10 protein-coding genes are annotated in these 12428 nt (G+C 62.1%); 8 read left to right on the top strand and 2 right to left on the bottom strand.

Going from position 1 to position 12428, the window contains the following annotated elements; translation table 11 throughout:
* Window position 1 precedes the first annotated feature (1 nt).
* Together ATY02_RS32050 and ATY02_RS32055 are read left to right on the top strand one after the other, a co-directional pair.
* Complete coding sequence (locus ATY02_RS32050) at window positions 2-850, top strand: alpha/beta fold hydrolase (protein WP_068581813.1); 849 nt, start codon at window positions 2-4, stop codon at window positions 848-850.
* A complete protein-coding gene (locus ATY02_RS32055; RefSeq protein ID WP_164823737.1) occupies window positions 847-2634 on the top strand; it encodes a non-ribosomal peptide synthetase in 1788 nt (595 codons plus the stop codon). Before ATY02_RS32050 ends, ATY02_RS32055 begins: the two co-directional genes overlap by 4 nt.
* Here ATY02_RS32055 and ATY02_RS32060 read toward each other — a convergent pair.
* Window positions 2622-3659, bottom strand: a complete 1038-nt coding sequence (locus ATY02_RS32060) for an IS630-like element ISPa47 family transposase (RefSeq protein WP_011911785.1) — start codon at window positions 3657-3659, stop codon at window positions 2622-2624. The genes ATY02_RS32055 and ATY02_RS32060 overlap by 13 nt on opposite strands.
* Window positions 3660-3742: 83 nt before the next feature.
* On the opposite strand from ATY02_RS32060, the gene ATY02_RS32065 reads away from it, so the two are divergent.
* Genes ATY02_RS32065 through ATY02_RS32085 form a run of 5 tightly spaced genes read left to right on the top strand, consistent with a single transcriptional unit; the run spans window position 3743 to window position 7181 of the window.
* A complete protein-coding gene (locus tag ATY02_RS32065) occupies window positions 3743-4672 on the top strand; it encodes a chlorinating enzyme (RefSeq protein ID WP_068577365.1) in 930 nt (309 codons plus the stop codon).
* 9 nt (window positions 4673-4681) lie between these two features.
* Window positions 4682-5104, top strand: a complete 423-nt coding sequence (locus ATY02_RS32070; RefSeq protein WP_068577363.1) for a VOC family protein — start codon at window positions 4682-4684, stop codon at window positions 5102-5104.
* A gap of 9 nt (window positions 5105-5113) precedes the next feature.
* Window positions 5114-5878 carry a thioesterase II family protein gene (locus tag ATY02_RS32075; protein WP_068577361.1) on the top strand — a complete coding sequence of 255 codons (765 nt, stop codon included), beginning with the start codon at window positions 5114-5116 and terminating at the stop codon, window positions 5876-5878.
* 5 nt (window positions 5879-5883) lie between these two features.
* Entirely contained in the window at window positions 5884-6522 is a 639-nt protein-coding gene (locus tag ATY02_RS32080) for an alanyl-tRNA editing protein (RefSeq protein WP_068577359.1), read from the top strand.
* Between the two features lie 47 nt (window positions 6523-6569).
* Entirely contained in the window at window positions 6570-7181 is a 612-nt protein-coding gene (locus tag ATY02_RS32085; RefSeq protein WP_068577357.1) for a LysE family translocator, read from the top strand.
* 295 nt (window positions 7182-7476) lie between these two features.
* Here the strand turns inward: ATY02_RS32085 and ATY02_RS32090 are convergent, their stop codons facing one another.
* Window positions 7477-8457: an IS5-like element IS1384 family transposase gene (locus ATY02_RS32090; protein WP_010466230.1), complete on the bottom strand. Its 981-nt coding sequence runs from the start codon at window positions 8455-8457 to the stop codon at window positions 7477-7479.
* Window positions 8458-8547: 90 nt separating this feature from the next.
* Here ATY02_RS32090 and ATY02_RS32095 point away from each other — a divergent pair, with 90 nt between their 5' ends.
* Window positions 8548-12336: a bifunctional diguanylate cyclase/phosphodiesterase gene (locus ATY02_RS32095; protein ID WP_068576409.1), complete on the top strand. Its 3789-nt coding sequence runs from the start codon at window positions 8548-8550 to the stop codon at window positions 12334-12336.
* The last annotated feature ends 92 nt before the right edge of the window (window positions 12337-12428 follow it).

Raw genomic sequence — 12428 nt, forward strand, 5'->3', positions numbered from 1 at the left:
CATGCACAGTCTGTTCACATCGACCTTGGATTTGCAGCGTGCCGGCAAGGTGATCTGTGTGCGGAGCCTGCCTTTTGATCCCACCCGCGAAACCCTGCTGCTGCTGGCGCCAGTGGGTACCCAGTGCTTCTACATGAAGAATGCGGCGCTGTTCCTCATCAGCCACTTCAACCTGGTCATTCTGGAAAGCGACGCCCTGCTGTCCTATGCCGCGGCAGCCGGGTTGGCGCCCAGCGAGGGCGTCGCCGACTTCGTCAGGCAACTGCACGCCGCCCTGCCCGAAGCCGTCAGCGTGGACGCCGTGGTGGGCTACTGCTCTTCGGCCCCCCTGGCGCTTCTGGCCGCCGCCCAAGGGGTGTGCAGCAAACTGCTGTTGCTCAACGGCGCTTACTTTCTCAAGGGCGACGACATCGCCAAGAGCCAGTACGAGCGCGATGTAGAACGCATGATGCAGTCGATTCCCCAGGGCAACTGGGCCCAGGTGTACGAGGCGGTCAGCCTGTTGCACGACAACAGCGGCCTGGCCCCCAGCGACTATCGCTACCAGCAGATTCGGCCCTTGCGCGAGCGACAGGCCTTTCATCAGTACCTGACCTTCCTCAACCACCTGGCGACCCTGGAAGTAGCCGCCACCGCCCAGGCCGTCGAGGCCCCGACCCTGGTCTGGTGCGGCGGCAACGACAGCTACACCGACACCGCATCCTCCCGATACGTTGCCAGATGGCTGCCCAACGGCGAGCTGGTCGAAGACCCGGCCGGGCACCACCATGACTTCGTCGATGGCCACGAACGGCTGTACCAGGCGATGACGCATTTCCTCACCCGCCATCAACCGAGGGCTGCCCGATGAATGCGCACACCTCGTCACCGACCAGTGTCTTTCGCAAGTTCCAGTCGATCTGCACGGTGACGCCCCATGCCCTGGCAGTGGTCGACAACGGCAACACGCTCACCTACCAGCAACTGCACGAGCAGGTACTGGGCTTGTCCCAGCAACTGGTCCGCCAGGGCCTGGCCGACAGTTCATGCCTGCCGCTGGTCGCCAGTCGTTGCCTGCCCTACCTGGTCACGCTACTGGCCTGCTGCAAGCTGGGGATCGCCTATGTATCCATCGATCCGAGCACGCCAGCCCAACGCATCCTCGCGCAACTCGAACAGCTCGACTGCCAGCACCTGCTGCTGATCGGCCAGGCCGAGGACCTGGAGATCGACCCGCGCCTCACCTACCTGCACCTGGACGCCAAGGGCCGCCTGCTCAGCCGGGGCCCGACCCTGCGCCGCACCAGCCAGCGGCGCCCTGCCGACGCCGACAGCCTCACCGTGATGTTCACCTCAGGGACCACCGGGGTGCCCAAAGGGGTCCGGGTGTGCCATGCCGGCCTGCTGAACCTGGTGGAAAACGTGCAAGGACAGGTCCAGGGCAAGGCCCACAACTATGTTCATCACTCCTCGATCAGCTTCGATGCCGCCTTGTTCGAAGTCTGGGTGCCACTGCTGACGGGCGCCTGCGTCACCCTCCACGCCCCGGCGTTCAACATCGAGAGCCTGGCCGACTGTGTACGGGCGAGCCACTGCGATGTGCTGTTGCTGACCACTTCACTGTTCCACCTGGTGGCCCAACATCGCCTGCAAATGCTCGATGGCGTCCGCGTGCTGTATGTCGGCGGCGAAGTGCTCAAGCCCGCATACGCCAGGGCACTCTTGGCCGCCAACCGTGAGATCACGCTGGTCAACGGCTACGGCCCGACCGAAAACACGGTGTTTTCCACCTGGCACAGCATGAGTTCCCCCAAGGACATCGTCGGCGATGCGATCCCCATCGGCCGCCTGCTCAACCACGTGCACGCCAAGGTCGTCGATGCCCGGTTGCAGGAAGTGGAGCCCGGGGCTCCTGGCGAGCTATTGCTCGGCGGGCGCAACCTGAGCCTCGGTTACCTGGACGAAGAACTGACCCGCACGCGCTTCCTGCACCAGGCCGAGGGGGTCTACTACCGCACTGGCGACCTGGTGGTGGAAAACGAACAGGGGGTGTTCTTCTACCAGGGACGCCTGGACGAACAAGTGAAGATCCAGGGCTACCGCGTTGAAATCACCGAGGTCGAACAGGCATTGGGGCAGTTGCCCGGCATTGCCCAGGCCGTCGTACTGGCGCGCCCCATGAATGCCCTGGAAAACTGCCTGCATGCCTTCGTGGTGTTCCAGCATGGCTGGCCGGACATCGACGAAGGCAAGCTATTGAGCCTGCTGTCGGCTCGACTGCCCCACTACATGCTGCCCGCCCGTATCCACCGGTTGTTCGAATTACCGGTCACGGCCAATGGCAAGCTGGACAAACGCACCCTGCACTCCCTGGCAGGCGAGCAACCCAAGGCCCACAGGCCGTCACCACCTGCCGGTTCGGCCGTCCTGGAAGCCTGGTCAGGCATCCTCGGCACCCGCGACCTGCAATTGGAGCACTCGATCTATGCCTACGGCGCCTCATCCTTGAGCGTCGTCATGGCCCATACCCGGATCAACCAGAGTCTTGGCAAGAAAACCCCATTCGATGAAGTCGCCCGGTTGAACACCTTGCAGGAGTGGGTGCAGTACTACGTATTAACCCGGCAATCAAATACACCAAATCATGCTGCGTAGGCGATACGTGGATGCCGGAAATAAGAACGGATTCTTTGAGGGCGTAATTGCAATCGTCTCATGACCGAGCGAACACGCCTTTCCAGTTCGTCCTGATTACGCGCCGGCAAGCCCGTGCGAACCTGATGTTTCAAATCACAATTCAAATACTCGTCAGGGTTCAACTCCGGGGCGTAGGCCGGCAAGAAGAACAGTTCGATTTGCTCTTTGCGGTCGCCAACCCAGGCGCTCACCTTTTTGCTGTGGTGTACGCGCAGGTTGTCGAGAATCAGGAACACCTTGCGGCCCTGAGCATCGCGAATCAGGCGACTCAGGAAGCGAATCAGCACTGGGGCTGTCAGCGTTTCCCGATACAGCATGAAGCGCAGTTTGCCCCGATTGGTCACGGTGGAAATCATGTTGGTGGAAAAACGACTGCCGCTGACCAGGCGCACCGGCGTTTCGCCAATAGGGGCGTAGCTGCGGCCAGCATGGCTGTCACTGCGCATACCGGTTTCGTCGCCCCACTGAATCTCACCATTCTCAGCCCTGGCCCGCTGTGCGATGCGTGGATATTCATTATCCAGCCAGTGCTGAACCACTTCAGGTTTCTGCTGATAAGCCCGATGCAGTGGGCGCTGCGGGGTGTAGCCCCAACGCTTGAGGTATTCACCAACCGTTCGAACCGGCATGAGAAAACCACAGCGCTGGCGGATCAGTTCTCGCACCGCATCACGCGTCCAGAGCGCAAAGCCGAGCTTGAGTTGGTCGGGCATCTTATCGGTCATCAAGGTGCGAATCAGCACTTCCTGGCTGGAGCTCAAACTGCGGCGATCACCCTGGCGCACACCACGCTGGCCGCCGGCAATGGCAGCCTTTTCGCCTTTATGTTCTGCGACCTGCGCCCAGTGAGCAATAGTGCGGGGGTGAACACCAACCGCTTCGCCAATAGCCTTGTAGGTGTAACCCTGCTCACGCATGCGTAGGGCCGTGGAGCGCTTTTCACGTTGTTCTTGGGGGCTGAGTTTACGGGCATCTATTTTCATGGAGACAGATTATCTAATATGCCCTATTTATTTGCCAGGTTAATAACGCATGAAAACCTCAGTAACCTCTCGTAGGAGCCGACATGGACATCACTGACTTTTCGTTGACGGAACAGGAACTCCAGCAATTCGACCGGGACGGCTTCATCGGCCCCTTCACGCTCTACGAGCCTGAAGAAATGATGCAGATGCACAAGACCGTCCGGGCGCAACTGTTCAACCGGACCCATGCGCCCTATGACGCGCCCCTGGACGTGGCGATCACCAACTACGATCGCCACCTGGATGTCGAACTGCTGACCCGCCATGTGTTTCGCAAGGAGATCGTCCATCGGCTGCGGAGCATCCTCGGCCCGGACGTGATTTGCTGGCGCAGCGAGTTCATTCCCAAGTACCCCGGCAATGAAGGCACCGACTGGCACCAGGCCGACACGTTCGGCCATGCCTCGGGACAACCCCAGCTGGTATGGCCCCAGGACGAGGCATTCGGTGGCGCCATCAACGTCTGGACCGGCTTCACCGATGCCACCCAGGAAAACGGCTGCATGCTGTTCATCCCCGGCACCCACAAGAAGATGAACTACGACGAATCCATCGGCATGACGTTCGACCCGGTCGCCAACAAGGACGTGGTCAAGGGCCAGTACGCACGTGGTTTCAACGGCTATGACTACAGCACCCTGCAAAAGGACAAATCCTGGCGGCCGGATGAAGCCGCTGCGGTGCCGATCGTGATGAAGGCCGGGCAGTTCGTGATCTTCCGCTCGATGCTGATGCACTCCTCGCTACCCAACTCGACATCGGACAAGACCCGCCTCGGCTATGTGGCGCGCTACGTGCCCGGGAGGGTGAAGGTCTATCCCGGCACCGACTACGTGAAAGAGTTCGGTGGTGAATATCGCCTGGACAAGTTCGGCGTGGTGCAGGTGGCCGGTACTCGCACCGACCAACAGAATCGGGTGGCGAGCCAGAGCCTTAGCGGCCTGGACCTCAAGCCCCTGGCCTGCAGCTGAGGAACGACCATGGAACAGCACTCCTACCTGGGGATCGACCACATCGCGTACGCCACGCGATCCACGCAGAAGACAGCCGCATTCTTCACGGCCCTGGGGTTCGAAGTGCTGTTCCATCGCCAACCGATCGACAAGTTCGGCGTGCTCATCACCAAGCTGCGCTCGCCGACCGGGGAGATCGTCGAGGTCGTCGAGCCCTTTCGCCCCGACAGCGTGGTCAGCCGCTTGCTGGTCAACGTCGAGGCCTGCATCTATCACGCTGCCTTCAGGGTCGACGACCTGGCGGCGACCCAGGCCTCGCTAGCCGGAATCGGGGGCGTGACGGTGACCAACGTCATGACCATTCCCTACCCCGCGACCGAGGAGCATCGCTCGCTGACCACCTCGCACATGTTCCATCCGGCGGTGGGCCTGTTCGAGATCACCGGATAGGAACCCCCCATGGCCACAGCCTCGATCACCCAGCCGCGCTGGCTCGCCCCACTGTCCACAGCCCCCTGCCGGGAGGGCCAGGACATACTGCTGTGCTTTCCCTATGGCGGCGGCGGCAGCTCGGCCTTCCACGGCCTGGAGGCGCTACGCTACGCCGGCATCACGCCCTGGGTGGTCAAGCTGCCCGGACGCGAGGAGCGGATCCAGGAGCCCGCGGCCACCTGCATCCACGGCCTCATCGATGCCATCGTCGAAGCGCTGCAGGCATTCACCCGGCCACTGGCCTTCTATGGCCACAGCTTTGGCGCGGGCCTGGCCCTGGATGTTGCCCACGCCCTGGTCGAACGTGGCTGCCAGCCTCCAACACGGCTGGTGCTGTCCGGGCGCATGCCTCCCCACACCGGGTATTCACCGCTACTGGGCGCCATGGACGACGAGCAGCTATGGCAGCACGTCTGTGCCGAAAGCGCGCTCCCCCTGCCCCGGGACGCCTCCTGCGGGTTTGCCCGGCAAGCCCTGGTCAAGCTCAAGGCCGACCTTGTACTCAATGCCCAGCTGACCTACAGGTTCATCCGCCCCCTGCCCATACCGCTGTATACCCTCAATGGCCTGGACGACCCGTTGATCGACACCCACCGCCTCGACGAGTGGCAGCGCTATAGCAGCATCCGCTACCAGGGGCAGTGCCTGCCCGGCGGGCATTTTTTCTTCGAAAAAGATTTCCAACGCTTCTACGCGACCCTCCTGACCACCCTCACAGAGCAAGACAGCTAAGCCCTATGGAACGTGCCTTCTGGAATACCCCGTATCTTTCGACCCTGGATGCCCGAGTGCTGAGCATCGAAGGTGCCGACGTCACGATCAGCCCGACGATCTTCTTCGCCGAATCCGGTGGCCAGGAATCGGACCGGGGCACCATCAATCGGATCGAGGTTGCCCAAGCCACGGTGGTCGACGACCGGATCGTCTATCGCCTGGCGACCGAGCCGGACTTCGCCGTGGGCGACCTGGTCAACGTGCAGATCGATTGGCCCCGGCGCTATGCCCTGATGCGCCTGCACTTCGCCGCCGAGATCGTCCTTGAGCTGTTCTACAAGAAATTCCCCGGGCTGGAGAAAGTCGGCGCCCACATCAGCCAGGGCAAGGCTCGCATCGACTTTGTAATGGAGGACAACGTCAGCCAGTACTTCCCTGAGATCCTCGAGCAGGTCGAGCGATTGGTGGCCGCCGACCTGCCGATCGAAAGCCGCTTCACCGATGCCGAACACCTGCGTCGCTGCTGGCACATCGAGGGGTTCTCCCAGGTACCTTGCGGCGGCACGCACCTGCGCAAGACCGGCGAAGTCGGACGGATTCGCCTCAAGCGCAACAACATCGGGGCGCACAAGGAGCGCGTCGAGATCTATCTAGTGGACTAGCCATCGCCCGTTGATCGTGGCCCGGCGTGCTTCAGGAGACCGCCTGCATGCTGAACATCATGCCTGCACTTGGATTGTTGCTGTTGATGCCGGGACCGACCAATACACTGCTGTTGCGCTCGGGGGTGCTCAGCGGGTTCAGGCATGCCTGGCCGCTGAGCCTGCTGGAGTGCCTGGCCTACCTGCTGCAGATTTCATTCTGGGGCTACCTGCTGGGCCATATCGGCGACAACGCGCCCTGGTGCCTGAGGCTGGTGCAGTTCGCCTCGGTCTGCTACCTGGCCAAGACGTCGTACCTGCTCTGGCGCAAGCCCGACGGTAAACTGTCGCCCCCCGCGGAGGGCCGAGTGTCCAGGCTGCACTTCTTCCTGCTGACCCTGATCAATCCCAAGGGCTTGCTGGTGGTCTCGTTCATCGTTCCGGTACAGACCTTCACCGACCCTGGCCTCTACCTGCATTTTGTCGTGCAGTTCACCGCCGTGGTGATCCCGGTGGGGTGTGCCTGGGTGCTGTTCGGCGCCCGGATCAAGCGCAGCGGCCATGCCTGGCTGACGCCCCACGCCATCAACCGCACGGCCTCGGTGGTCATCTGCTGCTTCGCGGTGGCCATCCTCTCGCGACTGGCGGATTCCCTGATCAATAGCGGCCTGGCGCTGTAGTCAGCCAGGCGGGTCTGGCACTTTGCCACAACTCAAGGCATGCTAGCCGCCCTTCGGGCGTCCGGCTTATAGTGCACGTCGCGCCAGTCCAGCCAAACCGCAGGATCACAGCTTGTCCAACGTCACTTCGCCACAGCCCGCGCGCGCTAAGGATGGTCTGAAGTAGCCATGTATTTCCCCGGCATACCACCTAGCGCAACTTTTAAACTCGCCAAATGATCAAAAAACAATCAATTCGACGAGTATTTCTTACGTTTTCGCCACCCGGACCCCACTCCGGTGGCCATTTCCCGCATTACAGGCGCACCTCTCCTGCATTCGTCAGTAAATGTCGGCGCGCCATCCACAGGTTCGACAGAGCGAACAGTGTCACCAGTTGCGCCGTGTTTTTGGCCAAGCCGCGAAAGCGCACCTTGGTGTAACCGAACTGGCGCTTGATTACCCGGAACGGATGCTCGACCTTGGCGCGCACCTGAGCCTTGGCCTTTTCAATCTTGCGCTTGGCTTTGTACAGCACGCTGCGCTTATCGAGTTTTTTGTAGGTGCTGCGGCGTGCCGCCACCTGCCAGATAACTTCACGTCCTTCATGCTCGGGCCGCTTTTCGACACCGGTGTAGCCTGCATCGGCGCAGACCACGTTTTCGTCGCCATGCAGCAATTTGTCCACCTGGGTGACATCCGCCACATTGGCCGCCGTGCCCACTACGCTGTGCACCAGACCCGATTCGTCATCGGCGCCGATGTGGGCCTTCATGCCAAAATAATACTGGTTTCCCTTCTTGGTCTGGTGCATTTCCGGGTCGCGCTTGCCGTCCTTGTTCTTGGTCGAACTGGGCGCATTGATCAGCGTTGCATCGACGATGGTGCCCTGGCGCAGCGACAGGCCGCGGTCGCCCAGATAGCCATTGATGACAGCGAGGATGCCGGCCGCCAGCTCGTGTTTCTCCAGCAAGCGGCGGAAGTTGAGAATGGTGGTTTCGTCGGGGATGCGCTCCAGGTTCAGCCCGGCAAACTGGCGCAGGATCGTGGTTTCGTACAGCGCTTCCTCCATCGCTGGATCGCTGTAGCCGAACCAGTTCTGCAGCAGATGCACACGCAGCATCGCCATCAACGGGTAGGCCGGACGGCCACCTTCACCTTTCGGATAATGTGGCTCGATCAAAGCAATCAAGCCCTTCCACGGCACCACCCGATCCATCTCGATCAGGAACAACTCCTTGCGGGTTTGCTTGCGCTTGCCAGCGTACTCGGCGTCGGCGAAGGTCATCTGCTTCATCGGGAAACTCGGTGGGTGGGGTCGCGGTATTTTGCCAAATCAGAAAGTCTTTTTCAGAGTTTCCCTAAGAACACTGCGCCGGCTTACCCTTTGCGAGGCACACTCAAAGGCGCACTGGCGACGCTGGTGCTGCTTCTCCTGGCCCTGCTGTTCTGGCAGTTGCTCGACCAACTGCAACAGAGCCGCCAGGACCAACGCCAGCATGCCATCGACTACAGCGCCGACCTGGCCGACCACTTGAGCCTGAACCTGGCACTCAATGCCCAGATCGCCCTCAATCTGCTTCCGATCGTCGAAGCCCCCCAGGACAGCCAGCAACAACAGCAATTGCTGCAAAAACTCCAGCGTTCCCTGCCAGATGTGCGCAGTTTCGCCCTGCTCGATACCCGGGGGCAGATCATCAGCGACAGTGCCACCGACAGCCAGGATGCCCTCTGGCTCGCCGACCTGATACAACGCAGCCGCTCCCAGCGCTTTTACTACAGCAACCCGGCCGATGGCTCGGTGGTGCATGTACTGCTGCACCAGGCCAGCGGCTCGACCCGCGGTTACTGGATCCTGCGGCTGGCCCCAGGCTTCCTCCAGACGCTGGTCCGCCAGAGCGAAGAAGGCAACAAGCCGAACTGGGTGATCGAGAATCGCCTGAGCCACCAGGTAATCACCCGCGACGAACACAGCACCGCGACGCCCGGCATGCTGGACCCCGACGAGATGGCCAGCAGCGTGCTGCTGGTACCGCTGAACAACAGCGACTGGCAACTGCGCGGGTTGTTCGACCAGCGAGCGGTGATCGAACAACTGCTCCCGGCCTTCATCGGCAAGTGCCTGCTGGGCCTGGCCTTTTCCCTGCTGCCGGTGATCGCCCTGCTGAACATGCGCCGGCGCCAGCGCCAGTTGCATGAAGGCCGGCGCCGTTACCAGGATATTTTCGAAGGCACCGGCGTCGCCCTCTGTGTCCTGGATATCTCCGGTCTTCCGGGGCTGCTGGAAAAACACCATGTGCACAACAGCGATCAACTCAAGCGCTGGCAGGGCGAACACCCCCAGCAGCGGCGCCAGTTGCTCCAGGAACTGCGGATCACCGAGGTCAACCAGGTCGCCCTGCGCCTGCTCAACGTCGAGTCCAGCGAACAGGCCTGGCAACTGCTGATCGAAGGCCACCAGGACAGCAACAGCGCCATCGGCAACCAGTTGCTGCAGGCCCTGGTCAGCCAGCAGAAACAGCTGGAGCTGGAGATCAAGCTCGGCGATGCCCAAGGCAACGACCAGCACCTGTGGCTGGTCATGCGCCTGCCCGAGCAGAGCGAAGACTACGGCGCGGTGATCCTCAGCATCAGCGATATCACCAGCCGCAAGCTGATCGAGTTGTCACTGCTCGAGCGCGAGGGTTTCTGGTCGGACGTGGTGCGCACCGTGCCTGACCACCTGTACGTGCAGGATGTGATCAGCCAGCGGATGATCTTCAGCAACCACCATCTGGGGCAGACCCTGGGCTACAACAAGGCCGAACTGCAGCAGATGGGCGAATACTTCTGGGAGATCCTGCTCAACCCCGAGGACGCCGACCTCTACCACCGCCTGCGCCAGGAGCAACGGCACTCGGCCTACGCCCAACTGCTGCAATGCCAGCTGCGCTTCCGCCATCGTAGCGGTCAGTGGCGACGCTTCGAAATCCGTGAACAGGCCCTGGCCCGGGACCGCTACGACCAGGTGACGCGGATCATCGGCGTGGCCAAGGACATCACCGACCAGATCGAAGCCAGCGAATCCCTGCGCGACAGCGAGCAGCGCTACCGCATGCTCGCCGAAAGCATCAGCGACGTGATCTTCTCCACCGACAACAAGCTTTCGCTGAACTACGTCAGCCCCTCGGTGCAATCGGTGCTCGGCTACGACGTGGAGTGGGTGTTCCAGAACGGCTGGCAGTCGACCATCGCCAACCCGCACCAGCTGACCGGCATCTATGCCTTGATGGACCGGGTCAGCAAGGCCCTGGACAAGCCCGAGCAACTGGCACAACTGCGCAGCCAGGTGCAGACCCAGTTGTTCCTGTTCGACTGCCTGCGGGCCGACGGCCGCAAGATTCCCATCGAGCTGCGCCTGGTACTGGTCTGGGACGAGCACGGCGCCTTCGAAGGCGTACTCGGGGTCGGCCGCGATATCAGCCAGCAACGTCGTGCGGAAAAAGACCTGCGCATGGCGGCCACGGTATTCGAGCACTCGACCTCGGCGATCCTCATCACCGATCCGGCCGGCTACATCGTCCAGGCCAACGAGGCTTTCAGCCGGGTCAGCGGCTATGCGGTATCCCAAGTGCTGGACCAGTTGCCCAACATGCTCACCGTCGACGAGCAGCAGGAAGCCCACCTGCGCTACGTGATCAAGCAGCTGAACCAGCACAGCACCTGGGAAGGCGAGGTCTGGCTCAAGCGCCGCGATGGCGAGCACTATCCGGCCTGGGTCGGGATCACCGCGGTGCTCGACGATGAAGGCGACCTGGCCAGCTACGTGTGCTTCTTCAGCGACATCAGCGAGCGCAAGGCCAGCGAACAGCGGATCCACCGCCTGGCCTACTACGACGCCCTGACCCACCTGCCCAACCGCACGCTGTTCCAGGACCGCCTGCACACGGCCCTGCAATCGGCGGAGCGGCAGAAGTCCTGGGTGGTGCTGATGTTCCTCGATCTCGATCGCTTCAAGCCGATCAACGACTCCCTGGGCCACGCCGCCGGCGACCGCATGCTCAAGGAGATGGCCGTCCGCCTGCTCGCGTGCGTTGACGATGACGACACCGTGGCGCGCATGGGCGGCGACGAGTTCACCCTGCTGTTGCAACCGCGCGTGAGCCGGGAAATCGCCCTGAACCGGGCGATCCATGTTGCCGAGCAGATCCTTGCCAGCCTGGTCAAACCCTTCGTTCTCGAAGGCCGGGAGTTCTTCGTCACCGCCAGTATCGGCATCGCCCTGAGCCCCCAGGACGGCAACGAACTGAGCCAGCTGATGAAGAACGCCGACACCGCGATGTACCACGCCAAGGAGCGTGGCAAGAACAACTTCCAGTTCTACCAGGCGGACATGAACGCCAGCGCCCTGGAGCGCCTGGAACTGGAAAGCGACCTGCGCCACGCCCTGGAACAGCAGGAATTCGTGCTCTATTACCAGCCGCAATTCAGTGGCGATGGCAAGCGCCTGACCGGTGCCGAGGCGCTGTTGCGCTGGCGCCACCCACGTCGCGGGCTGGTGCCGCCGGGAGACTTCATCCCGGTGCTGGAGGAACTGGGCCTGGTGGTGGACGTCGGCGACTGGGTGATCAGCGAAGCCTGTCGCCAGCTCAAGGCCTGGCACATGGCCAAGGTACGGGTGCCGAAGGTCTCGGTGAACATTTCCGCCCGGCAGTTCTCCGACGGCCAGTTGGGCATGCGCATTGCCACCATTCTCCGGGACACCGGCCTGCCGCCGGCATGCCTGGAGTTGGAACTGACCGAAAGCATCCTGATGCGCGAGGTCAGCGAGGCCATGCAGATCCTCGATGGCCTGAAGAACCTGGGCCTGAGCATTGCGGTAGACGACTTCGGTACCGGCTACTCGTCGCTCAACTATCTCAAGCAGTTCCCCATCGACGTGCTGAAGATCGACCGCACCTTCGTCGACGGCCTGCCGTCCGGCGAGCAGGACGCGCAGATCGCCCGCGCCATCATCGCCATGGCCCACAGCCTGAACCTGGCGGTGATCGCCGAAGGGGTGGAAACCCACGAACAGCTGGACTTCCTGCGCGAGCACGGCTGCGACGAAGTGCAGGGCTACCTGTTCGGCCGACCGATGCCGGCCAACCGCTTCGAGGCGCAATTCAGCAACGACGCCCTGTTCATGTTCGACTAGAAGCAGCGGCACGCTTCAAGCGACAAGCTGCAAGAGAAAAGCGATCCGCTTGCAGCTCGTCACTTGAAGCTGTTTTGCGTGCGACATGATGT

The organism is Pseudomonas sp. BIOMIG1BAC, from assembly GCF_001705995.2.
Lineage (GTDB): Bacteria > Pseudomonadota > Gammaproteobacteria > Pseudomonadales > Pseudomonadaceae > Aquipseudomonas > Aquipseudomonas sessilinigenes.

Bases quoted from the DNA above. Each gene is read 5' to 3' on its own strand.
- ATY02_RS32060 (WP_011911785.1), bottom strand. From the start codon at position 3,659: ATGAAAATAGATGCCCGTAAACTCAGCCCCCAAGAACAACGTGAAAAG.
- ATY02_RS32085 (WP_068577357.1), top strand. From the start codon at position 6,570: ATGCTGAACATCATGCCTGCACTTGGATTGTTGCTGTTGATGCCGGGA.
- ATY02_RS32055 (WP_164823737.1), top strand. From the start codon at position 847: ATGAATGCGCACACCTCGTCACCGACCAGTGTCTTTCGCAAGTTCCAG.
- ATY02_RS32075 (WP_068577361.1), top strand. From the start codon at position 5,114: ATGGCCACAGCCTCGATCACCCAGCCGCGCTGGCTCGCCCCACTGTCC.
- ATY02_RS32065 (WP_068577365.1), top strand. From the start codon at position 3,743: ATGGACATCACTGACTTTTCGTTGACGGAACAGGAACTCCAGCAATTC.
- ATY02_RS32090 (WP_010466230.1), bottom strand. From the start codon at position 8,457: ATGAAGCAGATGACCTTCGCCGACGCCGAGTACGCTGGCAAGCGCAAG.
- ATY02_RS32080 (WP_068577359.1), top strand. From the start codon at position 5,884: ATGGAACGTGCCTTCTGGAATACCCCGTATCTTTCGACCCTGGATGCC.
- ATY02_RS32070 (WP_068577363.1), top strand. From the start codon at position 4,682: ATGGAACAGCACTCCTACCTGGGGATCGACCACATCGCGTACGCCACG.
- ATY02_RS32050 (WP_068581813.1), top strand. From the start codon at position 2: ATGCACAGTCTGTTCACATCGACCTTGGATTTGCAGCGTGCCGGCAAG.